The following is a 23,268-nucleotide window of genomic DNA, read 5'->3' as shown; positions in this document are numbered from 1 at the left end:
AGAAACGCTCAGCCCGCCGCCACGTCGGCCTCGGGCTCGATCACCTCGGCGTTGGGGAAGCGCACGCTCGCCACCGTCCCCTGCTCCGGCGTGCTCTCGAGGACGATCTGCCAGCCGAAGCGGTCGCCGAGGCGGCGCACGATGGACAGGCCGATGCCGTGGCCGCGGCGCCCGTCGCCGAGGCGGTAGAACGGCTCGAAGGCGCGCGCCAGCACGTCCGGGCTCATGCCGATGCCGCTGTCCTCGACCACCACCTCGCCGCGGCCGATGCGCACGTCGATGCGGCCGCTGTCGGTGAACACGCAGGCGTTGCGGATCAGGTTGCCCAGCAGCACCGAGACCACGCGCGCCGGTGCCTGCACGCTGAAGTCGCAGTCGGCCTGCACGTGCAGCTCGACCGGCTTGTTCCTCAGCAGCGGGCGGGCATCCTCGACCTGCTCGTACACCACCTGCGCAACCCGGGCCTCCTCGCCGCCGGTATCGAGGTCGGGGGCGCGCGCCAGCAGCAGGAAGGACTCGATGAGCGCCTCCATGTCGCGGCCGGAGTCCTGGATGCGCCGCAGCGCGCGCTGCGAGTACGGAGACTGGTCCGGGTCGGCGAGCAGCAGGTCCGTCGCCATGCGGATGACGGTGAGCGGCGTGCGCAGCTCGTGGCTGGCGTCGCGGGTGAAGCGGCGCTCGCGTTCGAGCACCGCCTCGACCTCCCGCGCCAGCTGGTGCAGCGACGAGGCCAGCACGCGCGTCTCCGCGTCCATGTCGGGCGGCAGCGACTCCGGCGCGAACCCGCCGTGGCCCGGGTCCCGCGGGTCGTAGCGCCGCACCTGCCCGGCCAGCCAGTGCAGGGGGCCCAGCGCGCGGACGTAGCCGCGATAGGACCACCAGGCCAGCGCCAGGGGCAGGCACAGGCCGAGGAGGAGCGCGAACGCGGCGGCCAGCGCCGCCCCGCCCCCAAGGTCGCCCGCGCGATGGGCGACGAACACCCACGCACCGACCGCCCCGAGCAGGGCGGCGGCGAGGATGGACAGGATCTGGCGCGCGAATCCGCGCCAGACCTTCTGCCGCAGGGCTGGACCTGCGTCCACGTCGACTGCGCGCCCGATGCCGGTGTCAGCCACTCGCGGCGGCAGCGACGGGCGGTGCGTCGAGATCGGCCACGCGGTAGCCCGCCGTCTGCACGGTGTGCAGCAGCTGTTTCTCGAACGGCCGGTCGATCGCCTTGCGCAGGTTGTAGAGATGGCTGCGCAGGGTGTCGGAGTCGGGCAGCGCGTCGCCCCAGATCTCGCGCTCGATGTCGCGGCGGCTGACCACGCGCGGCGATTCGCGCATGAGGATGGTCAGCAGGCGCAGGCCGATCGGCGAAAGCTGGATCTCGCGTCCCGCGCGGGTGACCCGCAGGCTCGCGGTGTCGAGCACGAGATCGTCCACCTTCAGCAGCTCCGCGCTGACCTGCCGGCGCTCGCGGCGGATCAGGGCGCGGATGCGGGCCTCCAGCTCGGGCACCGCGAAGGGTTTGACCAGGTAGTCGTCGGCACCGGCGTCCAGGCCGGCGACCTTGTCGTCCAGGGTGTCGCGTGCGGTCAGCATCAGCACCGGCGTCGACTTCTTGGCCTCCTGCCGCAGGCGGCGGCAGACGCCGATGCCGTCCAGGCGCGGCAGCATCAGGTCGAGCACGATGACGTCATAGCTGTTGTCGCAGGCCAGACGGAAGCCATCCAGGCCGTCCGAGGCGTAATCGACGCCGAATCCGCGGGATTCGAGGTACTCGCCGACCATTTCGGAGATGTTTCGGTTGTCCTCCACGACCAGCACGAGGCCGGCGGGCTCTTCACGGCTACGCATTTGCATCAACCTCTACAGGTGACTTCAGCTTTGTGAAAGTTGCCGCTGCCGCAGTGATCCCAATGTGAATCCGCGTGGAACGCGCCTCAGTCCTCCAGCAGCGGCCGGAGCACCGGCCAGACATTCTCCAGCAGGCGCGGCTGCGCGTCCGCCGTCGGATGGATGCCGTCGGACTGCATCAGCCCCGGCTCCAGCGCCACCCCCTCCAGGAAGAACGGCATCAGCGGCACGTCCAGCGCCTCGGCGAGGCCGGTATACACCCCCCGCACCCGCTCGCGGTAGGCGCCGCCGTAGTTCGGCGGGATGTCGATGCCCAGCAGCAGCACCCGCGCACCGGCCTCCCGGCTCAGCTCGACCATGCGCTCCAGGTTGCCGCGCAGCTGCGCCGGCGGCAGCCCGCGCAGGGCGTCGTTGCCGCCGAGCTCGATGATGACCACGCCCGGCGCATGCTCACGGAGCAGGCGCGGCAGGCGTGCCAGCCCGCCCGCGCTGGTCTCGCCGCTGATGCTGGCATTGATGACTTCCGGCGGTGTCTCCATCTCCGACTGCAGGCGATCTTCCAGCAGACTCACCCAGCCGGCCTCGACCGGGATGTTGTGGGCGGCGCTCAGGCTGTCCCCCACCACCAGCAGCGGAGGCGGCGCGGCCAGTGCGCCGGCCGCCATCAACAACGACGAAAGGACGACGATGCAGCGCGAGACGAAGCTCGAACGGGAAGCGGGAACGGCGGGACGGGAGGCGGTCATCGCGGTGCGTGGTCTCGGCAAGTCGGTACAGGGGCCCGAGGGCGAGCTGACGATACTGGCGGGGGTCGAACTCGAAGTGAATCCGGGCGAGAGCGTGGCCATCGTCGGCGCCTCCGGCTCGGGCAAGACCACCCTGCTCGGCCTGCTGGCCGGACTGGACGTGCCGACCCGCGGCGAGGTCGTGCTCGCCGGCGAGCACCTCGAACGCATGGACGAGGAGGCGCGCGCCGCGCTCCGCGCGCGGGAGGTCGGCTTCGTGTTCCAGAGCTTCCACCTGCTTCCGGCGCTGACCGCGGCGGAGAACGTGGCCCTGCCGCTCGAACTGGCCGGTCGCGAGGATCCCGCACGGGTCGACGCGGCGCTGGAGGCGGTGGGCCTGGGCGCGCGACGCCGCCACTATCCGCGGCAGATGTCCGGCGGCGAGCAGCAGCGCGTCGCCCTGGCGCGCGCCTTCGTGGCGCAGCCGCGCATCCTGTTCGCCGACGAGCCGACCGGCAACCTCGACCAGGCCACCGGCCGCCACATCGGCGACCTGCTGTTCGCCATGAACCGCGACGCCGGCACCACCCTGGTCCTGGTCACCCACGACCTCGGGCTCGCGCGGCGCTGCGGCCGCGTGTTCCTGCTCGACGGCGGCCGCCTGCGCGAAGACACGGGCGCCCGCGCATGAAGGTCGGGACCTATGCCTTCCGCTCGCTGCGGCGGGAGTTCGCGCACGGCGACCTGCTGACGGTGTTCGCCGCCCTGGTGCTCGGCGTGGCCGTGATGACCGCCGTGGGCACCCTCGTCAACCGGGTCGAGCTGGCGCTCACGCGCAGCGGCGCGGAGGTCATCGGCGGCGACTTCGGCGTCCGCGGCCGCCAGGCGCCGGACCCGGCCTGGGCCGAGGAGGCGCGGCGACGCGGGCTGGACACGGCCCGCATGGTCGAGTTCCCGAGCGTGGTGTTCGCCGGCGAGGCCAGCCAGCTCGCGGAGATCAAGGGTGTGGACGCGGGCTATCCGCTGCGCGGGACCCTGCTGGTCGCGACCGACCGCAGCGGACTGGACCCGCAGCCGGCGCGGGCGCCCGCGGTCGGCGAGGCCTATGCCGACGCGCGCCTGCTCGCCACGCTGGGCGTGGACGTGGGCGACACGCTGGAGTTCGGCGACGGCACGCTGCGCATTGCCGGTCTCCTGCACACCGAGCCCGATGCCGGCGGCGATTTCCTGCAGCTCGCCCCACGGCTCATGGTCGCCCTGGAGGACGTGCAGCGCTCCGAGCTGCTGGGCCCGGGCAGCCGCGCCAGCCAGCGCCTGATGGTGGCGGGCGAGCCGGCCGCGGTCGCGGACTTCCGTGCCTGGGTGCAGCCGCAGGCCCAGGGATTCCGCATGGTCAGCCTCGCCGACGCGCAGCGCCAGGTGAGCCTGGCCTTCGAGCGCGCCGGGCGCTTCCTGGCGCTCGCCGCCCTGCTCGCAGTCCTGCTGGCGGGCGTGGCCACGGCACTGGCGGCCAACCGCTTCGCCCTGCGCAGGACCGACACCGTGGCGGTGCTCCGCTGCCTCGGCGCGCGCCAGAACCAGATCCTCTCCGCGCTCGCGCTGCAACTGCTGATGCTGGCGGTGCCGGCCTGCCTGGTCGGCATCGGCCTCGGCCTGGCGGCGCAGGCCGGCCTGGTCGAGGCACTGGGCAGCCTGCTGCCGGCGCGCCTGCCGCTGCCGAACGCGGCGCCCGCGCTCGCCGGCGCGGCCATCGGCGTGGTGCTCCTGATCGGCTTCGCCCTGCCGCCGCTGGTGCGCCTGCGCGGCGTGCCGCCGATGCGCGTGCTGAACCGCAGCTACGCCGCGCTGCCGCCGACCTCGGCCCTGGTCTACCTGGCGGCGCTGGCCGCCAGCGCGGGCCTCGCGGTCTACGCGGTACGGGACGCCACCCTCGCCCTCTGGGTACTGCTCGGGCTCGCGGCGCTCGCCCTGGCCTCCGGCGCCGTCGGCGCGCTGCTGCTGTGGGCGCTGCGCCACCTGCAGGGCCGCCTGCGCGGCGCCGCGCGCCTCGGCCTCGCCTCGCTGCTGCGCCGGCGCGGGCTGGGCGTGCTGCAGCTGGTCGGGCTGTCGCTGTCGCTGTGCGCCCTGCTCCTGCTCGCCGGCATCGGCCCGGCACTGCTGAACCAGTGGCAGGCACGCCTGCCGGCCGACGCCCCGAACTACTTCCTGATGAACGTGCAGCCGGACCAGCGCGAGGCCGTGGTCGAGCGCCTGCAGGCCCTGGGCGTCTCGCAGGCCCAGGTCGAACCCTTCAGCACCGGGCGGCTGGCGACCATCAACGGCGAACCGCCGGTCCGGCGCGACGACGACGGCGCTCCGGATCCGGACCGCGGCGGCGACGGAGGCAGCGACCGCCCGCTCAACTTCAGCTGGCGGACCAGCTTTCCGCCGGCCAACACCCTGGTCGCCGGCGCCTTCTGGGACGCCGACAGCACCGCACCGGAGGCCTCGGTGGAGGCCGGCTTCGCGGAGCGCTACGGGCTCGGCCTGGGCGACCGCCTCGGCATCCGCGTGGGCGAGCGCACGCTGGAGTTCACCGTCACCAACATCCGCGAGGCGCAGTGGGACTCGTTCCAGGTGAACTTCTTCGTGGTGCTCAACGCCGGCGCCGTCGGCGAGGCCGCCTACAGCCTGATCTCGAGCTTCCACCTTCCGCCCGAGCGGAGCACGGAACTGGCCGCGCTCAGCCGCAGCTTCCCCAACATCACCCTGATCGACATCGACGCCATCCTGGCGCGCGTGCGCGACGTGATGGAGCGGGTGGGGCAGGCGGTGCAGCTCGTGCTGGGCTTCAGTCTCGCGGCCGGCCTCCTGGTGCTGATGGCCGCGCTGCAGTCCACCGCCGCCGAGCGGCGGTTCGAGAGCGCGGTCCTGCGCACCCTCGGCGCGCGGCGCCGGCAGCTCGCGGCGGCGGTCACCGTCGAGTTCGCCACACTCGGCGGGCTGGCGGCGCTGCTGGCCATCTTCGGCGCGGTCCTGACCGGCGAGATCCTCGCGCGCCGCGCCTTCGAGATGCCGCTTGCCATGCCCTGGCCGGTCCTGCTGACCACCGCGGCGGCCGGCCTGCTGCTCTCGGTGCTCGCCGGGCGCCTGGGCACCCGGCGCATCCTGCGCACGCCCCCGGCGCGGGCGCTGCGCGGCGAGACCTGAGCGGCGCGGGGGAGCGGCACCCCGCCGCTCCCCCGGCTCCGCTACGCTCCGCGCGTCCTCACCGCGCGCCGCCGCCATGTCCTCCAGCCTGATTCCCTACCTCGCCCCGGTCGCCCTGCTGCTGGCGTCCAACGTGTTCATGACCTTCGCCTGGTACGGGCACCTGAAGTTCGGCTCCACGCCGCTGTGGATCGTGGTGCTTGCAAGCTGGGGCATCGCCTTCTTCGAGTACTGGCTGGCGGTGCCCGCCAACCGGATCGGGCACGCGGTGTACTCGGCGGCCCAGCTCAAGACCATCCAGGAGGTGCTGACCCTGAGCGTCTTCGCAGTGTTCTCGGTGGCCTACCTGGGCGAGTCGCTGCGCTGGAACCACTTCGCGGGCTTCGCGCTCATCGTCGTGGCGAGCTGGCTGATCTTCCTCGAATAGAGCGCGGCCGCGCCGCCGAAGCTAGAAGCGGATGCGCCCGGTGAGGATGTCCTTGAACATCACCCAGTCGCCGGCGAACGAATAGAAGGGATGCCGAAAGGTCGCCGGGCGGTTCTTCTCGAAGAAGAAGTGGCCGACCCAGGCGAAGCCGTAGCCGCAGACCAGGGCGGCGGGCAGCCACCACGGGTTGCGGGTGAGCAGCGCGGCCACGACCAGGACGATCACGCCGCAGCTTCCGATGAAGTGCAGGCGGCGCGAGACCGGATTGCGGTGCTCGTCGAGGTAGAACGGATAGAACTCGCGGAAGCTGGCGAAGCGCGACATGGTCCTGCCTGGGAATCTCCGGGACCCGGGCATGGTGCGGAGCCCGGCCGGCGGGCGCACGCTGCGGCGCAGCGCGTCAGGCCGCGCGCTCCTCCGCCTTGGCGCGCGCCCAGAGCCGCTCCTGCGCGTCGAGGTCGAGCGCCGCGAAGGCCTGCCCCTCCGCCTCGGCCAGCGCCTCCATCCTGCGGAAACGGCGTTCGAACTTGGCGTTCGCCCGCCGCAGTGCCGCCCCCGGATCGACCCGGGCGTGGCGCGCGAGGTTGGCCGCGACGAACAGCAGGTCGCCCAGCTCGTCCTCCAGACGCGCCTGCGCCCGCGCGTCCGCCGGATCGGCGGCGCAGGCCTCGAATTCCGCGCGCACCTCCTCGATCTCCTCGTGCAGCTTGGCGATGACGGGTGCGTGGCCGGGCCAGTCGAAGCCCGTGCGCGCGGCGCGGGACTGCAGCTTGATGGCCCGCTGCCACTCCGGCAGCCCGCGCGCGATGCCGGCCAGCGCGGAGGCGTCGGTCTCCCCGCGATCGGCGCGTTCGGCGCGCTTGATCGCCTCCCAGTCGGCGGCGACGTCGCCGGCATCGGCCTCGCCGAAGACGTGCGGGTGGCGCCGCACCAGCTTGTCGCGGATGCCTTCGACCACCTCGGCGAAGCCGAAGGCGCCGGCCTCCTCGGCCATGCGCGCGTGGAAGACCACCTGCAGCAGCAGGTCGCCCAGCTCGTCGCGCAGGTCGGCCAGGTCGCCGCGCTCGATGGCGTCGGCGACCTCGTAGGCCTCCTCGATGGTGTAGGGCGCGATGCTCGCGAAGCTCTGCCGCAGGTCCCAGGGACAGCCGCGCTGCGGGTCGCGCAGGCGCGCCATCACCGCGAGCAGGCCGGCGACGTCGCCGGGCTCCGGCGCGTCAGCGGCCATCGAACCACTCCCGCCACGGCAGGCCCGGGTCCCCCACTGCGACGAAGTCCGGGTTCTTCAGCGACTCGCGGGTGTTGTAGCGCAGCGGGCTGCCGTCGAGGGCGTAGACGCCGCCCCCCGCCGCCTCGACGATGCACTGCCCGGCGGCGGTGTCCCATTCGCAGGTCGTGCCGAAGCGCGGATAGACGTCGATGCGGCCCTCCGCGATGCGGCAGAACTTGAGCGACGACCCCAGCCCGATGGTCTCGCGGTCGGGCATGCGCGCGAGCAGCGCGTCCACCCGCGGGTCGCGGTGCGAGCGGCTGGCGGCCACCCGCAGCGGCGGCCCCGGATCGCGCCGGGTCGCCAGCTCCACGTCGCCCTCGCCGTCGCGCAGGAAGGCGCCCTGCCCGCGCTCGGCGAACACGCATTCGCCGGTCACCGGCGCCAGGATCGTCCCGAGCACCGGCACCCCGTCCTCGATCAGCGCGATGTTCACGGTGAACTCGCCGTTGCGCTTGACGAACTCGCGGGTGCCGTCGAGCGGATCGACCAGCCAGTAGCGACGCCAGCCGCGGCGCTCCTCCCAGTCCGCCTTGGCGCCCTCCTCGGAGACCAGGGGCAGGGCGGGGTCGAGCGCGGCCAGGCCGTCGCGGATGATGCGGTGCGCGGCCAGGTCGGCCTCGGTCACCGGCGAGCGGTCGGCCTTGCTCATCACCTCGAAGTCCTCGCGATACACGGCGAGGATGGCGGCCGCGGCCTCGCGTGCGACGGCGACGACGGCCTCGCGCAGCGCGCTCATGTGGCGCTCCGGCGGCGGACGTACTCGCGCACCAGGAACAGGCCGGCGAGCGAGCGCCCTTCGGAGCAGTCCTCGCGCAGCATCAGTTCGTGCAGGGCGTCGAGCTTCCACGGGATGACCTCGAGCTCCTCGGGCTCGTCGCCGGGCAGTCGCTCCGGGTAGAGGTCCTCGGCCAGCACCAGCCAGGCCTGGTGGGTCATGTAGTTCGGCGAGAGGGTCAGGCTGCGCAGCACGGTGAGGCGCCGCGCGCCGAAGCCGGCCTCCTCCTTGAGCTCGCGCTCGGCCGCGTGCTCGATCGTCTCGTCGCCGTCGATGCGGCCCTTGGGCAGGCCGATCTCGTAGCGGTCGGTGCCGCAGGCGTACTCGCGCACCAGCAGTACCGTGTCGGGATCGGGCATGGCCGCGACGATGACCGCGCCGCGCCCGTGCGCGCGGACGCGCGTGTAGCGCCGGTGCTCGCCGTTGCTGAACTCCAGGTCCACGGTCTCGACGATGCGGTCGGCCTCCTCGCGCGCCGCCACGCCGTGCACCCGCGGCGGCACGGGAGCCCTGTTCAAGATGTCGCCGTTGCCCACGCACCCTCCATTCTCAGACGTCGCCGGCCGGGGCCGGCCGGCTCCCCGAACCACTGCAGTACACGCACGATCGCCGGCTCGCGGCTGGCCAGCAGCAGGTCCAGCCGCCAGCCGGCGGGACCGGTATCGAAGCCGCCGGAGATGTCGAGCGCACCGTCGCGCGCCTCCACTTCCCCGCGGACGCGGCCGTCGCCGGTATCGGCGAAGACGGCCCTGATCTCGCCGAGGCGCGCCGCCAGCGCCCCGCCGAGCGCGGCGCGGCGCCAGTCGGCGCGGCCGTCGATGGCGACGAGGCGGTCATCGCGCCAGTGCGCGTGCGCCAGCGACAGGGCGATCTCGCCCTGCGGGCGAAGCCCGGGGCCCAGTGCGCCGTCGAACAGGAGCGCCGGCGCGCGCGCATCCACGTCGCGCAGGCGCAGGTCGCGGAACGAACGGTACAGGTGGCCGCGCGCCTCCGCCGGCCCTTCGAGGACGAAGTCGGCGGCATAGGCGCCTTCCAGCAGGGCCGAGCGTCGCGCCACCCAGCGCAGCTCGCCCAGCTCCTGGCCCTGGTGCAGCACCCGGCCGACGCGGCCGTTCCAGATGGTGCCCTGCGGGTCCTCGAGGACGAGGTCGGGCAGCGGCGGCGCGAGCCAGCGCAGCGCCACCGCGGCGGGGAGGAAGGCGACCAGCGCCGCCGCGAACACGGCCAGCCCCGCCAGCGCGAGCAGGACCCTGCGCATCAGGGCGCGCCCTCGCGCAGCAGCAGGCGCGCGTCGACGCGGCCGGCGCCGCTGCGCTGCGCGCTCCATTCCTCGATGCGCGCGCCCTGGGCGACGGCGCCCTCCATCCAAGCCACCAGGGCATCGAAATCGGCATCGGCCAGGCGGACGCGGACGCTGCCGGCTCCCTGCGGTTCGACGGCCGCGAGCGCCGAGGCCAGCCCCGCCTCGCGCAGGCCGGCATCGACCCGCGCAAGCAGCGAACGGCCGTCCGCCGGCGCCGTCGCGGCGGGGCCCTGCGCGGCCAGCCGGCCCGCGAGCGGCCGCATCCACGCCAGGTCGCGCGCGTTCGCCGCGGCCTGCCCGCGCAGCGCCTCGCGCGAGGCCAGCAGCGGATCCAGCAGCCACGCCCAGCCCAGCACGAGGACGGCGACCGCCGCGCCCCAGGCGAGCACGCGGCGATCGCGGGCGGAGAGCGCATCGAGGCGGCTCATCGGGCACCTCCCAGGCGCAAGCGTCCCTCGACGCCGCGCGTCCCCAGGGTCGCCTGGGTCAGTTCGGCACGGGCGCCCGTCGCGGCGAGGCTGCCGCGCAGCCCGTCCAGCGCCGCAAGGTCGGGCGCCACCAGGGTCAGTTCGAGCGCTCCCGCGCGGTAATCGACGGCGTCGAGCGTGCAGCAGCCGTCCGCGGCGAGCACCGGTGCGGCCCGCGCGAGCAGCGCCAGCGCCGGATCGGCGGTCCGCTCCGCACCGTCCGCGGCGGCCCGGAGCTGCATGGCGGGGTCCACGACGCGCACGGCCTGCGGCACCGCGCGGCGGTACAGGGCCTCCATCTCCGCGCGCTGCTCGGCCACGCGCGCGGCGAGCATCTCCCGCTCCAGCGCGAGGCCGCCCACTCCGAGCAGGACCGCGGCCCCGGCGAGCGCGGCCGCCCACCGCCACGCCCCGGCGGCGGCGGCACGCCTGCGCGGCGGCGCGAACTCGCCCTGCAGCAGGTCCGGTACGGCGCCCGGCGGAGGGAGGTCGTCGCCCGGCGGACGGTGCTCCACGCGCTGCGGGTCCAGCCCGGCAGCGGCGACGAAGGCGGCGGACGCCGCCGCGTCGGCCGCGTCCGCCTCGACGACGACACGGTCGAGCCGCCGCGCACGAGGCGCCAGCACGGCGGCGACCTCGGACGGCGCGCCGGCGTAGGCCGAGGCGGGCCCGAGGCGCAGCAGCGCGCGGTCGCGGTCCAGGCGGACGTGGGCCGCACCTTCGGCAGGCCCGGGCAGCACGAGAACGTCCGGAAGCAGGCTGTCCGGCGCGAGTCCGGCGGCGGCCAGCGGCGCCAGCCAGGCGCGCAGCCTCGCGCGCTCCACCGCGGCGACATGGAGCCGCGCGGCGTCCAGCTCGCACCATGCGACGTGCATGTGCTCGACCGGCGCGGCGAGCTGTTCCTCGATCGCGAAGGGCACCGCCCGCGCACGCTGCCGGGCGGTGCCGCCGACGCGCGGCGTCGCCAGCAGCAGCACGTCCTCGGCAGGCACCAGGACCTGGAGCGTCCGCCTGGCGTCGCGCGCCGGCGGCGGCAGCCCTGGCCGGGCTTCGGCACGCCGCCCCGCCGGCCACCATTCCCATTCCGGCGCGGCGGAGCCGGCGGACGCGGGACGCAGTCGGACGACGAGGCGGGACATCGCGCGAGTGTAGCAGCGGGACCGGCGCGCCCCGGGCACGTTCACTGCAGGCCGCGCGCGCGGGCGAGCACGTGGACGCGGCCGTCGCGCAGCCGCAGCAGGCTGCTGTGGACGACGACGATGCCGTCGGCGTCGATCTCGGATTCGGCGAGGAAATACTCGCTGCGCAGCGCGATGCCGCCGAGGTCGGCACCCTCGATGCCCTCGCGTGCCAGCGCGGCGCGCAGCGCGTCCATGTCGCGATAGCCGCCCTCGCCCTCCACCGCCAGCCGTGCGGCCAGCGCCGGCTGCGCCAGCCGCGCGTCCAGCAGGGCCCACAGCTCCGGTGGGGCGCTGTTGAGATTGGTGCCCTGCCCGGCGGGCAACGCACAGACGAAGGGCGCGAGCCGCTGCCAGGCATCGCCGGCGAGGCCGCGGAGCGGACGCAGTTCGCTGGCGTGCGCGAGCGCCCGGCCCGGCGTGCGCAGCCCGACGTAGGCCGCATCCTCCCCGCCGCCGGCGCCATCGGCATCGATGAAGTCCGCGGCGTCCCCGGCGATCGCCGGATCCAGGCCCAGGCGCGCGAGCAGGCGCTCGAAGCGCGCCACCGCGGCGGCATCCGCCAGCCCGCCCGGCGCCAGGGTGTTGAGGTTGAAGCAGCCGGCCGCGTCGCGCAGCCGCCCCTGGATGCGCGCGCCGGGGACGTCGACCGGCGGCAGCGCCTGTGCGCTGCGCAGCAGGTCCGCGCGCACCGCCTGGCGCAGCGCCTCGCCTGCCCAGGCCTCCAGCCCCAGGTGCAACTGCCAGGCCTGCTCCGCGCGCAGGCGTTCGCGGGCGCGCGAGGACGAACGCTCGCTCTGATCCAGCAGGGCCGCCGCGAGCAGCGCCGCCAGCGCCACCGCGAGCACCGCGAGGAGGAGCGCGACCCCACGCTGCCGCCTCATGCGGCATCCTCGGGCGGCGCAGGCAGTTCGATCAGGCGACGGATGCTGCCCAGTCCCTCGACCTCGAACTCGATCTCGACCGCACGGGGCAGGGCGCCGGCGGCGCCACCGGCGGGCCAGCGCGACAGCGACCGGCCGTCGCCACCGAGGTAGCGGAACCGGCAGGAACGGGCGCCCGCCAGCATCGCCTCCTCCTCCGGCCGGGCACCGGCCGCGCGATCCGGCGCCGGCCAGCGCAGGCGCCGCAGGCCGTCCGCGTCGCAGCGCCAGCCCACCCGGCGCGTGGCGGCACGGCCGTCGTCCCAACCCGACACGGGCAGCAGCACGCTCAGCTCGAGCCCGGCAGGCTCGCCCACGAACGCCGGCAGGCTGCGCCCGGCGCCATCGCGCACCGGCCGCGGCAGCGCCTGGCGGAGATCGCGTTCGAGCCGCCCGACCGTCCGCTGCAGGGCGTCCAGACGCGCGGTCTCGGCATCCAGCGCGTGCCGGGTACGGGCGAGCACGTCGAGCCCGCCCCAGGCCAGGGCGGCGACCACGGCGAACACCGCCACCGCGACCAGCACTTCGAGCAGGCCGAACCCGCGGCTCATGGCGTCCCCGCGAAGCCGGTGAGCACCAGCACCGGCGCCGTGCCGTCGTCGGCGGTCACGGCCACGTCGAGGCGCCGCACGCCCGGCAGTGCGGTGTCGGCCACGGTCATGCGCCATCGCCAGTCGCGTCCGGCCATGCGCGCCTCGCCGCTGCGGATGCCGCGCGCCGGCAGGCCCGGCGCCAGGCGCACCTCGCTGATGGCATTCGAGGCCACCCACTGCGCGATCACCCGTTCGCGCCGGTCGGCGAGCTGCGCCGCCGCGCCGGCGGCCGTGCGCACCAGGGCCGCCATGGCCAGCGCCAGCACCAGCAGTGCGACCAGGACCTCCAGCAGCGAGAAGCCCCGCCGGCGCGGACTCATGGCGCCAGCGGCTCGCGCAGCACGCGCGCGCCCTCGCTGCGCAGCCGCCAGCCGGGCAACTCCGCACGCACGACGTCGAGTTCGAAGGGCGTCAGCTCCGCATCGGTGCTGCAGCCCAGCTGCGGGGTCGCGGGCGCCTCCGGCGGCAGCGGCATCTCGCGGCCGTCGATGCGCAGCCGCAGCCGCGCGACGTCGAGGCGGCGAGGGCGCAGCGCGTCCGCGGGATCGTCGCCGATGGGACGCCAGCGCCCGCCGTCCACCGGACCGAAGCGCAGCGCATCGGTGCCCAGCGCGATCGCGACGTCGCGCCCGCCGACCTCGGCGCGTTCGCAGGCCAGCTCGATCAGGGCGGCCACGCGCTCCGCGTCGGCTTCGACCCGCCGCTCCGCGCTGCGCGGGAAGGCGAGGGTCGCGGCCCCCGCGAGCACGCCGAGGACGACCAGCCCGACCAGCAGCTCGATCAGGCTGAAGCCGTGCGCGGGATCAGCCCGACCAGTTGCCGATGTCGGCATCCGCGCCCTCCCCGCCGGGCCGGCCGTCGGCGCCGTGGGTCCACACGTCGATCTCGCCGTGGCGACCCGGGCGCAGATAGAGATAGTCGCGGCCCCAGGGGTCCTGCGGCAGGCGGTCGAGATAGCCGCCCGCACGCCAGTTCGGCGCACCCGCCGGCTGGCTCACCAGTGCGTCCAGGCCCTCGTCGGTGGTCGGATAGGCGTGGTTGTCGAGCCGGTACATGTTGAGCGCGGTGACGATCGCCTGGATGTCCTGGCGTGCGCGCACGGCGCGGGCCTCGTCCGGGCGGTCCATCAGCCGCGGCACCACGACGGCCGCGAGGATGCCGAGGATCACCACCACGACGAGGATCTCGATCAGCGTGAAGCCGCGGCCGGAAGCCGGGCGGCGGTGCGGGCCATGTACCATTTCGCGGATGTCTTCGTCCCCGGAAAACGCCGCGATGCTAGCAGAGGCCCAGGCCTGGCGCGCCCGCGACCTCGCCGCCGTCTGGCACCCCTGCACGCAGATGCGCGAGCACCCCGACACCCTGCCGCTGGTGCCGATCGCCCGCGGCGAGGGCCCCTGGCTCGTCGGCATGGACGGCCGCCGCTATCTCGACGCGGTCAGCTCGTGGTGGACCAACCTGTTCGGCCATGCCGAGCCGCGCATCGCCGCGGCCATCGCGCGCCAGGCGACGACGCTGGAGCACGTCATCATGGCGGGCTTCGCGCACGCGCCGGCCGTCGAGCTGGCCGAGGGCCTGCTCGCGCGCGCGCCGCGCGAGGACGGCCGCGCGCCGCTGGCGCGCGTGTTCTACGCCGACAACGGCTCGGCCGCGGTCGAAGTGGCGCTCAAGATGAGCTTCCACGCCCACAGCAACCGCGGCGACGCGCGGCGCACGCGCTTCGTCGCGCTGGGCGGCGGCTACCACGGCGAGACCCTCGGTGCGCTCTCGGTGGGCGACCTGCCGCTGTACCGCCGCGTGTACGCGCCGCTGCTGATGGAACCGCTGTTCGCCCCCTCGCCCGACGCCGGCCTGGCCCTGCCGGGGGAATCCGCCGAGGCCTGCGCCCTGCGCGCGGCCGACGCACTGGCGGCGCTGCTGGCCGAGCACGGCGACAGCGTGAGCGCACTCATCCTCGAGCCGCTGGTGCAGTGCGCCGGCGGCATGCGCATGTACCACCCCACCTACCTCGCCCGGGCACGGGCACTGTGCGACGCGCACGGGGTGCACCTCATCGCCGACGAAATCGCCACCGGCTTCGGCCGCACGGGCACCTTCTTCGCCTGCGAGCAGGCCGGCATCCAGCCGGACTTCCTGTGCGTCTCCAAGGGCATCACCGGCGGCTTCCTGCCGCTGGCGGCGGTGCTCACCACCGCCCACGTCTACGAGGCCTTCCTCGACGACAGCCGCGAGCGCGCCTTCCTGCACTCGCACAGCTACACCGGCAACCCGCTGGCCTGCGCCGCGGCGCTGGCGACCCTGGGCATCTTCGCGGAGGACGACGTCGTCGCCCGCAACCGCGCCACCGCCGCGCGCATGGCGACGCTGGCCGCGGACCTCGCCGCGCATCCGCACGTCGCCGGCCTGCGGCAGACCGGCATGATCCTCGCATTCGATCTCGTGGCCGACGCCGCGGACGGCACGCCGTTCGACTCCGCCCGCCGCACCGGCCTGCGCGCCTACCGCGCGGCCATCGACCGCGGCGTGGTGCTGCGGCCGCTGGGCGACACCCTGTACTGGATGCCGCCCTACTGCATCGACGCCCCCACGCTGGACACGCTCGCGCAGGTCACGCACGAGGTCGTGGAGGTGGCGACGCGATGAGCCGGCGCTCCCTTCCCTGCACCGGGCGGCCCGCATGCGCCTGACCCGCAGCCACGTGGACGTCCCGCTCGCGGTGGGCGCGCAGGTCCGGCTGGACGCCGACACCAGCGCGCACCTGCTGCGCGTGCTCCGCCTGCAGCCCGGCCAGCCCTGCGTGCTGTTCAACGGCGACGGGCAGGACTACACCGCGCGGCTGGTGGACGCCGAGCGCCGCGGCGCGGGCGTCGAGGTGATCGCGGTCGCGCCGGCCGCGCCCGAGTCGCCCCTGCGCATCGTCCTCGCGCAGGCGCTGGCGCGCGGCGAGAAGATGGACCTGATCCTGCAGAAGGCGACCGAGCTCGGCGTGGCGGCGGTCGTGCCGGTCGTGAGCGAGCGCACCGAGGTGAAGCTCGGCGCCGAGCGCCTGGACAAGCGGATGGCGCACTGGCGCGGGGTGATCGCCTCGGCCTGCGAGCAGAGCGGGCGCGCCCGGCTTCCGCACCTGGCCGAGCCCCGGCCGCTGGCCGCCTTCGCCGCCGACGCGCCGGCGGGGCTGCGCCTGGCGCTGGACCCCGACGGCGCGACCTCGCTGGCTGCGCTGGATGCGACGCCGACCGACGTGGTGCTGGCCATCGGCCCCGAGGGGGGCTTCTCCGAACGCGATCTCGCGACCCTGGGCGCGGCCGGATTCGCCGGCCTGCGCATGGGGCCCCGCATCCTCCGCACGGAAACCGCCGGCCTGGCGGCCATCGCCGCGCTGCAGGCACTGCGCGGCGACCTCGGCTGACGGTCCGCGCCCGGCGGGCGTCGACGTTCCGCGGCAGGCACCGCGGCCGGCGCGCCGTCAGGCGGGGGCGCCGTGCCCGAGGGCCTCCTCGAGCAGGCGCTCGATGGCCTCGAGATCGGGGACCACCGCCGACTCCTCGTTGAGCAGCACGCGCGCGTGCTCGCCGCGCGCGGAACGCCCGGAATCCTCGTCGAGGGTGATGAGGGTGTGCGGCGACACCGTGACCAGGCGCGGGAAGCCCTGCGCCAGCACGGCGACGTAGGGCAGACGCGGACTGCCCCCGAGCAGCTTGAGGATGGCGACCTTGGTGCCGCCCTCGTCGTCGCGCATGTGCCAGCCGGCGAGGCGCGGGAACGACACCAGCGGCAGGCGCCAGCCGCGCCACGGCGTCCTCCCGAGCAGCCAGTCGGGCGCGCCCGGCACCGGCTCCGGCGCCGAATAGGTGATGACTTCGGCCACGGACGCGTTCGGCAGCAGCAGACGCCCGCCGTCGACCGCGATCAGCACGCCGCGGATGTCGCGCTGGGATGTGCTCATGCTCGGCTCCGGGAAGAAGGGACGTGGTGCGCGATCATGCACCGGCGCCGTGGAGGTGTGCGACGGCGCGGGCGGCAAGCTCCGCCGGGGCGCCGACCGTCGCACCGCCTGCCACCAGGGCCTCGGCCGCGCTCGCGTCGAAGCAGGTCGAGGGGTCCTGGGCCAGGGCGAGGCCGCCCCGGGCGGCGGCCGCGAGCGCCGGCGCCACCGCGGCGGGATCCGCGCCGGACAGCAGGACGCAGACGCTGCCCGGCAGCCCGGCGAGGGCACCGATGTCGGAGACGCCCGGGCGGAACACGACGCGGTCGCCATCGACGCCGACCGCGAGGCCGTCGCCGAGCACGCCCACCTGGCCCGCCAGCGCCGCCTGCCCCGGCTGCACCAGGTAGACCGGAAGCCGGCTGGCCTTCGCGAGCTGGGTGACCAGGCGGTCGTGCCGGCCCGCATCGAGATGCTGGGCCAGCAGCACCGGCACGGCGAGGCGCTCCGGCAGGGCCGCCAGGAACTGGCGCGCGGCGTCCGGCCCACCGAGACCCGCGACGAGGACGATGCAGCCTGCGCCATGCACCGCACCGTCGGCCGTCGCGGGCGCCACGACGGCGGTCTCCGCCGCGGCATCCGCCTCCGGCTCGTCGGTGGGGACGAGGCTCAGGTCGGACAGGATGTAGGTATCGAGGTCGCGCGGCGCGGCCTCCGCGCGCGGCTCGACCGGCGCGGCCTCCTCGTCCAGCGGCGCGAGTTCGAGCCGGCTGAAGTCGAAGCGGTCGTCGGCCGCGGCGCGGGCGGGCGCGGAGGGGACGGACTCGATCCCGTCCAGCATCGGCACCTCGCGCGCGGTCTCCGGCGCGGCGGACGCGAAGCCGGCGGTCCCGTGCTCGTCGGGGTCGGCGGCGATCACCACCTCGTCCTCGCCGAAGTCGGCCAGCATCAGGTCGATGCCCTCGCCCGTCCCGGCGGCGTCCAGGCGCGCCGGATCGTCCTCGAGATCGAGGCTGGTGAAGGCGTATTCGACGACACCGGCGTCGTCGCCGCCCGCATCGCCGCCGGCGGCCGCGGCGTCCATCTCCGCCAGGGCGGCGAGATCCGCCGGGTCGAGCCCGTCCAGGCTCAGCGCCTCGAGCCCGGCCCCTTCGTCCTCCAGCACCAGCCCCGCCGGGCCCGGCGCCTCCACGGCGGCCGCCGCGGGCGGCGGGATGGGCTGCGGAACGGCCTGCGGAGCGGGCGACGGTGCCGGACGCTGCGGCTCTGGTGCTGGTGCCGGCGCCGGTGCCGGTTCGGGCGCGGATGGCGCGGACGCATCGACGCCCAGTCCGGCGACCGGGATGCGCTCGGCGTAGGCGTCGAAGTTCGGGAGCGGTTCGGCGCCCTCGGGCGGCGGCGGCAGCACGTCGTCGTGTCCGCCGAGCTTGGCCAGCAGGTGCCTGACCCAGCGCGCGCGCTCCCAGCCGGACAGGCCGCCGGTGACCTCGACGTCGTCGAACACCACCTCGATGGCCGGGTCGTCCACGAGCGCCTCGAAGCGGTCCAGCGCGTCCTCGATCGCCGGCTCCAGGCCGATCAGCAGGACCTGCGGGCGCAGCGCGGCCACGCCTGCGGGATCGAGGTCGTTCGGGTCGCCCTCCGCCACCGGCTCGACGCCGTTCTCGACGAGGGCGAGGCGCAGCTGGTCGCGCGCCTGGCCCGGCCGTCCCAGCAGGACGACCCGCGGCAGCGCCTTATCCATGCGCGACCTCCAGGCTCAACAGCTCGTACACGTGATGCATGAGGTCCGCCTCCTGGTACGGCTTGCCGAGGTAGCGGTCCACGCCGATCTCGAAGGCGCGCTGGCGGTGCTTGTCGCCGGTGCGCGAGGTGATCATGACGATGGGGATCTCGCGCAGGCGCGGATCGTTCTTCATGTGGGTGGCGAGCTCGTAGCCGTCCATGCGCGGCATCTCGATGTCGAGCAGCATCAGGTCGGGCACGCGCTCGGCCAGCTTCTCGATCGCGTCCACGCCGTCCTTCGCGGTCAGCACCTCGAGGTTGTGGCGCTCCAGCACGCGGCCGGTGACCTTGCGCATGGTGATGGAGTCGTCGACCACCATCACCAGCGGCACGTGGCGCGGCTCGAAGGCCGGCAGCTGCGGCACCGCGCTCTGCGCGCCGCCGCTGCCCAGCTGGCGGCGCACCAGCGGCGCGACGTCCAGGATCACCACCACGCGGCCGTCGCCCATGATGGTCGCGCCGAAGATGCCCGGGATCGAGTTGACCTGCGGCCCGACGGGCTTCACCACGATCTCGCGGCTGCCCTGCACCTGGTCCACGCAGATCGCCGCGCGCATGTCGCCGGAGCGCAGCAGCAGGAGCGGCATCTGCAGGCTGTCCTGCGCGCGTGCCGCGGCCATGCCCAGGAGCTGGCCCAGGTCGTGGATGGCGTAGTCCTCGTCCGCGTAGCGGTACACCGGGCGTCCACCGGCGAGCTGGCTCTCCAGTTCCGCGCGCTCGATGCGGCCCACGCCGCGGACCGACGCGATCGGCACCGCGTAGCTGGTCTCGCCGATGCGCACGAACACCGCCTGCGTGACCGCAAGGGTGAACGGCAGGCGCACGCTGAACTCGGCGCCGCGTCCGGCCTGGGAGGCGATGCTGAGCGAGCCGCCCAGCTGGCGGATCTGGTTGTGGACCACGTCCATGCCCACGCCGCGGCCGGCCAGGCGACTGACCTCGCCCGCGGTCGAGAAGCCGGCCTCGAGCGTGAAGGCGTAGAGGTCCGCGTCGCTGACCTCGGCACCCTCCGCGAGCAGGCCGCGCTCGATGGCCTTGGTGCGGATGGCCTCGCGGTTCATGCCGCGGCCGTCGTCGGAGATCGTCAGCACGACTTCCGACCCTTCGCGGGCCACGGCCACGCGCACCGTGCCCTCCTCGGGCTTGCCCGCGGCGGCGCGCACGTCCGGCGTCTCGATGCCATGGGCGACGGCGTTGCGCAGCATGTGCTCGAGCGGCGCGGTCATGTGCTCGAGGACGTTGCGGTCCATCTCGCCCTGCGCGCCGTCGACGCGCAGCTGCACCTGCTTGCCGGTCTCCGCCGCCGCCTGCCGCAGCACGCGGCGCAGGCGCGGGACCAGCGACTCGAACGGCACCATGCGCGTGCGCATGAGGCCTTCCTGCAGGTCCGAGCTGACCCGGGACTGCTGCACCAGCAGGGTCTCGTACTGGCGGGTGTGCTCGTCGAGCACGCCCTGCAGGCTGACCAGGTCGGCCGCCGTCTCGGCGAGGCCGCGGGTCAGCTGCTGCTGGGTCGAGAAGCGGTCGAGCTCCAGCGGATCGAAGGCCGGGTCGCCGGTCTCCTGCTCGCGCTGGTAGCGCGAGGCGATCTGCGCCTCGGTCTCGATCTCCAGCCGGCGCAACTGCTCGCGCAGGCGGCCGATGGTCTGGTCGAGCTCGCCCAGGTTGCCGCGGAAGGCGCCGAGCTGCTGCTCGAGGCGGGCGCGGTAGATCGCCACTTCGCCGGCGTAGTTGACCAGGCGGTCGAGCAGGTCGGCACGGATGCGCACCTGCTCCTGCGGCGCGCGCGCGGTGCCGGCGTCGTCCTCGGGTTCGAGCTCCTCGATCGGGGGCGACAGCGGCGGCAGCTCGCCCGGCGCCAGACGGGTCGCGACGACCGCCGCCACTGGCGCCACGGGCTGCGCTTCCGGCGCATCGGCGGACGCGGACTCGGTCGCGTCGACCGGCTCCGCGGCCGTCGGCGCCGACGCCACCGGGACAGCGGGCGGCGGCACCGGCGCTTCGGCGGCCGGCTCGTCCGGGATGGACGCCAGGGACGGCACGGCAGCGGCGTCGACCATGTCCGGCGTCGGCGCCTGTGCGGGCGCTGCGGGAACCGGTGCGACCACCTGGCCGGTCGCGGCCGCCTCCAGCTCCGCGATGAGCTGCTGCGGGAAGGCCACGGCGCGGCGGGCGCCCGTGCGCTCCACCATCACCTGCAGGCGGTCGAAGGCGCGCTCCAGCAGGCCGACGCCCGCGCCGTCGAGGTCGAGCCGGTTCTCGGCGACGGCCTCGAGCAGGGTCTCCATGCTGTGGCCCAGCTCGCCGATGGCGTGCAGGCCGGCCATGCGCGCGCCGCCCTTGAGCGTGTGCAGGTCGCGCTGCAGGCCGATGACGGCCTCCCGCTCGGAGGGCGTCTCGCGCAGGGTGGCGAGCATGCCGTCGGAGTGGTCGAGCAGGTCGGCGGCCTCCTCGAGGAAGATGTCGAGCAGTTCGACGTCGACCCCGTCGAGATCCAGCGGTGCATCGGGATCGACGGGCGCCGCAGGAGCCGGCGCCTGCGCGGGCGCGCGCTCGCCCTGCGCTGCGACGGCGGTCGGCGTCCCGGTGGCGTGCGCGACGACGGGATCGACGCCCTCCGTCTCCCCGAAGGCAGGCCCGGCCTGGGCCAGGACCTCCGGCGCGGCAGCGTGCTCCGCCTGCGGCGCATCCGCATCCGCGTTCGCGTCGGCGGACGCCGGCGCTTCCGGCTGGATGGCCTCGACCGACGCAAGGGCGTCGGCATCGACGAACGCCGCGAAGTCCCAGGTGGGCTCCTCGGAGACGGGAGCCGTCTCCAGCGAACCCGCGTCGGCGAAGGCGCGCTCGGCCTCGGCAAGATCCTCCGGGCCGAAGGCCAGGGGCGCGTCGGCGTCCTGTCCCGTCGCGTCCTGCCCGTCGGCGCCGACCTGCCAGTCGGGCGCACCGGCGAAGGCGCTGTCGTCGTGATGGGCGGTACCGCCCGTGGGCGCCTCGTCGGCCGCGACCGGACTCGCGGGAGCGGCCTCCGCCTCGTCGGCTGGCGCCGGGTCCGCGGCGGCGATGCCGGCAGGCGCGGGCTCCTCCGATACGGGGGCTGCCGTCGCCGGCGTCCGGGTGTCCTCGGGCTCGACGTCGAACTCGCTGACGACGATCTCGCCGTCCCAGGCGACGTCGTCCCAGCCTTGGAGAAGCGCGTCGTCCGGCCGCACTGCGACCTCCACGGGCGCGGTGGCCTGGACGGCCTCCTCGCGCGGCGCGGGTGCCGTGTCGCCCGGCAGGTCGACCGCCACGGCCGGCGGCACCTCGGCGTGCGGCGCCTCATCCAGCGGTGCGTCGGAGACGGCGGCCGGAGCCTGCGGCTGCGCGTCGCGGGGCAGGCCGGACAGGTCGGGCACGTCCAGCTCGACGACGGAGGGAAGCGCTTCGTCGTCCAGTTCCTCGTCCAGAACGATCTGGATGGACGGCCCCGGCGGCACAGGCAGGCTGTCGCGCAGCGCAATGGCGCGGGCCGGCAGCTCGCCGACGCGCGGCACGTGCGGGCTCGCGCTGTCGAGGCCCGCGACCGTCGCGCGCACGGCGGCGACGCAGTCGCGGACCAGGGCCACGCCGGCGTCGTCCGCCGCCAGCCCGTTGCCGAGGAGGCGCTTGATGTAGCCCTCCAGCGGACCGAGCACCTCGGTGATGAGCGGGACCTCGGTCATCGCGAAGGCGCCGTTCATGGTGTGCACGGCGCGCAGCAGCGGATCGGTCGCCATGCCGGCACCGTCGTCCAGCCAGCGCTGGACGGTGACGAGGTGACCGGCGACCTCCGCCTTGAGGATCTCGAAGAGCACCGCGTCGACCGACGCCGGGACGCCCTCTCCGGCCGCGTCGGCGACCGAGGGCTCGCGCGGCGCCTGGACGCCGGTCTCCGGTGGCACCGGCGCGGACACCGGCGTCTCCACCGGCGCCACGGGAGCGGCCGCGGCCGGCACCGGCGCGACGGCCGCGGGCTGCGGTGCGCTGGCGGGGACGGCATCGCCGGCCGGCACGACCGGGGCGGCAGGCTGCGCGCTGGCCACGCGCGGCGCAGGCAGCTCGGCCTCCTCGCCGGCGGCGAGGCGGTCGGCGACGTCCTGCAGCTCGCCGAGCTGCGGCAGCTGGATCTGCTCGCCCCGGAGGGCGGCGAGCAGCTGCGGAAGCGTGTGGAAGGCGCGGTCGACCAGGGCGCGCACCGCCTCGCTCGGCGGGCGCGAGCCGTCGAGCACGCGGTTGAGCATGTTCTCGACCTTCCAGCTGAACTCGCCCAGGGCCTTGGCGCCGACCAGGCGACCGGAGCCCTTCAGGGTGTGGAAGACGCGGCGGATGGAGCGGAGCTGCTCCATGTTCTCGAGATTGCCGCGCCAGCCCGGCAGCAGCCGGTCGAGGTTCTCGATCTCCTCCTGGAACTCCTCGAGGAAGACCTCGCGGATCTCGTCGTCGATGTCGTCGTTGCCGCGCTCGAAGCCCAGCACGTCGTCGACGGCGACGGACGCGACGGGAGCGGGTGCGGGAACGGCCGGAGCCACGGGCGGCGCCACAGGCGCGGGCACGGGTGCCGGCGGAGGCGGAACCGAGGCCGGCGCTGCGACCGGTACGGACGCAGGTACGGGCGCGGGTGCAGACGGGGCGACGGGCGCCGCAGCCTGCGGCGCGGGCGCGGGCGCGGGCCCGGCGGTCTGTGCCGGCGGCGCCGGGACGTGCGCCGCGGGCACGGCCTCCGCCGCGGCCGCGGCCTCGCGGGCGAGCCAGGCGCCGATGTCGTCAGGCGCCAGCGGCGGCGCCGGGGCGCCGGCATCGCCCTGGGGCGGCTGCGGTGCGGCCGCCGCCGGCGCGGCGGCAGGCACG

General features: G+C 75.1%; 23 protein-coding genes and 1 pseudogene. 5 read left to right on the top strand and 19 right to left on the bottom strand.

Going from position 1 to position 23,268, the window contains the following annotated elements:
- Positions 1-8 precede the first annotated feature (8 nt).
- From ACFO3Q_RS15775 to ACFO3Q_RS15765, 3 genes are all read right to left on the bottom strand, one after another.
- Positions 9-1,082 (bottom strand): sensor histidine kinase, encoded by a 1,074-nt coding sequence (locus ACFO3Q_RS15775; protein WP_377005663.1) that lies wholly within the window; start codon positions 1,080-1,082, stop codon positions 9-11.
- Positions 1,083-1,107: 25 nt separating this feature from the next.
- A complete protein-coding gene (locus ACFO3Q_RS15770; protein ID WP_377005661.1) occupies positions 1,108-1,839 on the bottom strand; it encodes a response regulator transcription factor in 732 nt (243 codons plus the stop codon).
- 86 nt (positions 1,840-1,925) lie between these two features.
- Positions 1,926-2,504, bottom strand: a complete 579-nt coding sequence (locus tag ACFO3Q_RS15765) for an arylesterase (protein ID WP_377005659.1) — start codon at positions 2,502-2,504, stop codon at positions 1,926-1,928.
- Positions 2,505-2,526: 22 nt separating this feature from the next.
- Between ACFO3Q_RS15765 and ACFO3Q_RS15760 the strand changes: the two genes are divergently transcribed.
- From ACFO3Q_RS15760 to ACFO3Q_RS15750, 3 genes are all read left to right on the top strand, one after another.
- Positions 2,527-3,255 carry an ABC transporter ATP-binding protein gene (locus tag ACFO3Q_RS15760; RefSeq protein WP_377005657.1) on the top strand — a complete coding sequence of 243 codons (729 nt, stop codon included), beginning with the start codon at positions 2,527-2,529 and terminating at the stop codon, positions 3,253-3,255.
- Positions 3,252-5,753, top strand: a complete 2,502-nt coding sequence (locus ACFO3Q_RS15755) for an ABC transporter permease (protein ID WP_377005655.1) — start codon at positions 3,252-3,254, stop codon at positions 5,751-5,753. Before ACFO3Q_RS15760 ends, ACFO3Q_RS15755 begins: the two co-directional genes overlap by 4 nt.
- Positions 5,754-5,829: 76 nt before the next feature.
- Complete coding sequence (locus ACFO3Q_RS15750; RefSeq protein WP_377005653.1) at positions 5,830-6,180, top strand: DMT family protein; 351 nt, start codon at positions 5,830-5,832, stop codon at positions 6,178-6,180.
- A gap of 21 nt (positions 6,181-6,201) precedes the next feature.
- Here the strand turns inward: ACFO3Q_RS15750 and ACFO3Q_RS15745 are convergent, their stop codons facing one another.
- The 12 genes from ACFO3Q_RS15745 to gspG form a co-directional block, all read right to left on the bottom strand.
- A complete protein-coding gene (locus ACFO3Q_RS15745) occupies positions 6,202-6,504 on the bottom strand; it encodes an Mpo1-like protein (protein WP_377005651.1) in 303 nt (100 codons plus the stop codon).
- A gap of 76 nt (positions 6,505-6,580) precedes the next feature.
- A complete protein-coding gene (mazG, locus tag ACFO3Q_RS15740) occupies positions 6,581-7,408 on the bottom strand; it encodes a nucleoside triphosphate pyrophosphohydrolase (RefSeq protein ID WP_377005649.1) in 828 nt (275 codons plus the stop codon).
- Complete coding sequence (cysQ, locus tag ACFO3Q_RS15735; protein WP_377005648.1) at positions 7,398-8,189, bottom strand: 3'(2'),5'-bisphosphate nucleotidase CysQ; 792 nt, start codon at positions 8,187-8,189, stop codon at positions 7,398-7,400. Before cysQ ends, mazG begins: the two co-directional genes overlap by 11 nt.
- Positions 8,186-8,746 carry an ADP compounds hydrolase NudE gene (gene nudE / locus ACFO3Q_RS15730; protein WP_377005647.1) on the bottom strand — a complete coding sequence of 187 codons (561 nt, stop codon included), beginning with the start codon at positions 8,744-8,746 and terminating at the stop codon, positions 8,186-8,188. Before nudE ends, cysQ begins: the two co-directional genes overlap by 4 nt.
- Positions 8,743-9,486, bottom strand: a complete 744-nt coding sequence (gene gspN, locus ACFO3Q_RS15725; RefSeq protein WP_377005645.1) for a type II secretion system protein N — start codon at positions 9,484-9,486, stop codon at positions 8,743-8,745. Before gspN ends, nudE begins: the two co-directional genes overlap by 4 nt.
- Positions 9,486-9,959: a type II secretion system protein GspM gene (gene gspM / locus ACFO3Q_RS15720; RefSeq protein WP_377005644.1), complete on the bottom strand. Its 474-nt coding sequence runs from the start codon at positions 9,957-9,959 to the stop codon at positions 9,486-9,488. The genes gspN and gspM overlap by 1 nt, the downstream gene beginning before the upstream one ends.
- Positions 9,956-11,137 (bottom strand): type II secretion system protein GspL, encoded by a 1,182-nt coding sequence (gspL, locus tag ACFO3Q_RS15715; protein WP_377005643.1) that lies wholly within the window; start codon positions 11,135-11,137, stop codon positions 9,956-9,958. Before gspL ends, gspM begins: the two co-directional genes overlap by 4 nt.
- Positions 11,138-11,178: 41 nt before the next feature.
- Positions 11,179-12,060 (bottom strand): type II secretion system minor pseudopilin GspK, encoded by an 882-nt coding sequence (gene gspK, locus ACFO3Q_RS15710; protein WP_377005642.1) that lies wholly within the window; start codon positions 12,058-12,060, stop codon positions 11,179-11,181.
- The gene (gspJ, locus tag ACFO3Q_RS15705; RefSeq protein ID WP_377005640.1) at positions 12,057-12,650 is read right to left on the bottom strand and encodes a type II secretion system minor pseudopilin GspJ; all 594 of its coding nucleotides are present in this window, start codon (positions 12,648-12,650) and stop codon (positions 12,057-12,059) included. The genes gspK and gspJ overlap by 4 nt, the downstream gene beginning before the upstream one ends.
- Positions 12,647-13,012 (bottom strand): type II secretion system minor pseudopilin GspI, encoded by a 366-nt coding sequence (gspI, locus tag ACFO3Q_RS15700; RefSeq protein ID WP_377005638.1) that lies wholly within the window; start codon positions 13,010-13,012, stop codon positions 12,647-12,649. Before gspI ends, gspJ begins: the two co-directional genes overlap by 4 nt.
- Positions 13,009-13,524 (bottom strand): prepilin-type N-terminal cleavage/methylation domain-containing protein, encoded by a 516-nt coding sequence (locus ACFO3Q_RS15695; protein ID WP_377005637.1) that lies wholly within the window; start codon positions 13,522-13,524, stop codon positions 13,009-13,011. Before ACFO3Q_RS15695 ends, gspI begins: the two co-directional genes overlap by 4 nt.
- Positions 13,496-13,933, bottom strand: a complete 438-nt coding sequence (gspG, locus tag ACFO3Q_RS15690) for a type II secretion system major pseudopilin GspG (RefSeq protein ID WP_377005636.1) — start codon at positions 13,931-13,933, stop codon at positions 13,496-13,498. The genes ACFO3Q_RS15695 and gspG overlap by 29 nt, the downstream gene beginning before the upstream one ends.
- Before the next feature lie 7 nt (positions 13,934-13,940).
- Here gspG and bioA point away from each other — a divergent pair, with 7 nt between their 5' ends.
- Positions 13,941-15,335 (top strand): adenosylmethionine--8-amino-7-oxononanoate transaminase, encoded by a 1,395-nt coding sequence (gene bioA, locus ACFO3Q_RS15685; protein WP_377005635.1) that lies wholly within the window; start codon positions 13,941-13,943, stop codon positions 15,333-15,335.
- 34 nt (positions 15,336-15,369) lie between these two features.
- A complete protein-coding gene (locus tag ACFO3Q_RS15680) occupies positions 15,370-16,101 on the top strand; it encodes a 16S rRNA (uracil(1498)-N(3))-methyltransferase (RefSeq protein WP_377005634.1) in 732 nt (243 codons plus the stop codon).
- A gap of 57 nt (positions 16,102-16,158) precedes the next feature.
- On the opposite strand, the gene ACFO3Q_RS15675 is transcribed toward ACFO3Q_RS15680, so the two are convergent.
- The 4 genes and pseudogenes from ACFO3Q_RS15675 to ACFO3Q_RS15660 form a co-directional block, all read right to left on the bottom strand.
- The gene (locus ACFO3Q_RS15675; protein ID WP_377005633.1) at positions 16,159-16,638 is read right to left on the bottom strand and encodes a chemotaxis protein CheW; all 480 of its coding nucleotides are present in this window, start codon (positions 16,636-16,638) and stop codon (positions 16,159-16,161) included.
- Between the two features lie 34 nt (positions 16,639-16,672).
- Positions 16,673-18,361, bottom strand: a complete 1,689-nt coding sequence (locus ACFO3Q_RS15670; RefSeq protein WP_377005632.1) for a chemotaxis protein CheB — start codon at positions 18,359-18,361, stop codon at positions 16,673-16,675.
- On the bottom strand, positions 18,354-21,611 hold the full coding sequence (locus tag ACFO3Q_RS15665) for a response regulator (RefSeq protein WP_377005791.1): 3,258 nt from the start codon (positions 21,609-21,611) through the stop codon (positions 18,354-18,356). The genes ACFO3Q_RS15670 and ACFO3Q_RS15665 overlap by 8 nt, the downstream gene beginning before the upstream one ends.
- A gap of 369 nt (positions 21,612-21,980) precedes the next feature.
- Positions 21,981-22,895 (bottom strand): annotated as a pseudogene (locus ACFO3Q_RS15660) (Hpt domain-containing protein); the annotation flags it as partial.
- Between the last annotated feature and the right edge of the window lie 373 nt (positions 22,896-23,268).

Origin of the sequence: Coralloluteibacterium thermophilum (assembly GCF_042654365.1) — a bacterium.
Classification (GTDB): domain Bacteria; phylum Pseudomonadota; class Gammaproteobacteria; order Xanthomonadales; family Xanthomonadaceae; genus Coralloluteibacterium; species Coralloluteibacterium thermophilum.
The sequence above is the reverse complement of the archived record's forward strand: the minus strand, read 5'-3'. Positions and strand labels throughout refer to the sequence as shown.

Excerpts from the sequence above, each read along its gene's own strand:
- gspK (WP_377005642.1), bottom strand. The coding sequence starts at position 12,060 with ATGAGGCGGCAGCGTGGGGTCGCGCTCCTCCTCGCGGTGCTCGCGGTG.
- gspG (WP_377005636.1), bottom strand. The coding sequence starts at position 13,933 with ATGGTACATGGCCCGCACCGCCGCCCGGCTTCCGGCCGCGGCTTCACG.
- gspN (WP_377005645.1), bottom strand. The coding sequence starts at position 9,486 with ATGCGCAGGGTCCTGCTCGCGCTGGCGGGGCTGGCCGTGTTCGCGGCG.
- cysQ (WP_377005648.1), bottom strand. The coding sequence starts at position 8,189 with ATGAGCGCGCTGCGCGAGGCCGTCGTCGCCGTCGCACGCGAGGCCGCG.
- ACFO3Q_RS15680 (WP_377005634.1), top strand. The coding sequence starts at position 15,370 with ATGCGCCTGACCCGCAGCCACGTGGACGTCCCGCTCGCGGTGGGCGCG.
- mazG (WP_377005649.1), bottom strand. The coding sequence starts at position 7,408 with ATGGCCGCTGACGCGCCGGAGCCCGGCGACGTCGCCGGCCTGCTCGCG.
- gspJ (WP_377005640.1), bottom strand. The coding sequence starts at position 12,650 with ATGAGCCGCGGGTTCGGCCTGCTCGAAGTGCTGGTCGCGGTGGCGGTG.
- ACFO3Q_RS15745 (WP_377005651.1), bottom strand. The coding sequence starts at position 6,504 with ATGTCGCGCTTCGCCAGCTTCCGCGAGTTCTATCCGTTCTACCTCGAC.
- ACFO3Q_RS15695 (WP_377005637.1), bottom strand. The coding sequence starts at position 13,524 with ATGCCGACATCGGCAACTGGTCGGGCTGATCCCGCGCACGGCTTCAGC.
- ACFO3Q_RS15670 (WP_377005632.1), bottom strand. The coding sequence starts at position 18,361 with ATGGATAAGGCGCTGCCGCGGGTCGTCCTGCTGGGACGGCCGGGCCAG.
- ACFO3Q_RS15750 (WP_377005653.1), top strand. The coding sequence starts at position 5,830 with ATGTCCTCCAGCCTGATTCCCTACCTCGCCCCGGTCGCCCTGCTGCTG.
- ACFO3Q_RS15675 (WP_377005633.1), bottom strand. The coding sequence starts at position 16,638 with ATGAGCACATCCCAGCGCGACATCCGCGGCGTGCTGATCGCGGTCGAC.
- gspL (WP_377005643.1), bottom strand. The coding sequence starts at position 11,137 with ATGTCCCGCCTCGTCGTCCGACTGCGTCCCGCGTCCGCCGGCTCCGCC.
- gspI (WP_377005638.1), bottom strand. The coding sequence starts at position 13,012 with ATGAGTCCGCGCCGGCGGGGCTTCTCGCTGCTGGAGGTCCTGGTCGCA.
- ACFO3Q_RS15765 (WP_377005659.1), bottom strand. The coding sequence starts at position 2,504 with ATGGCGGCCGGCGCACTGGCCGCGCCGCCTCCGCTGCTGGTGGTGGGG.
- gspM (WP_377005644.1), bottom strand. The coding sequence starts at position 9,959 with ATGAGCCGCCTCGATGCGCTCTCCGCCCGCGATCGCCGCGTGCTCGCC.
- ACFO3Q_RS15755 (WP_377005655.1), top strand. The coding sequence starts at position 3,252 with ATGAAGGTCGGGACCTATGCCTTCCGCTCGCTGCGGCGGGAGTTCGCG.
- bioA (WP_377005635.1), top strand. The coding sequence starts at position 13,941 with ATGTCTTCGTCCCCGGAAAACGCCGCGATGCTAGCAGAGGCCCAGGCC.
- ACFO3Q_RS15760 (WP_377005657.1), top strand. The coding sequence starts at position 2,527 with ATGCAGCGCGAGACGAAGCTCGAACGGGAAGCGGGAACGGCGGGACGG.
- ACFO3Q_RS15770 (WP_377005661.1), bottom strand. The coding sequence starts at position 1,839 with ATGCGTAGCCGTGAAGAGCCCGCCGGCCTCGTGCTGGTCGTGGAGGAC.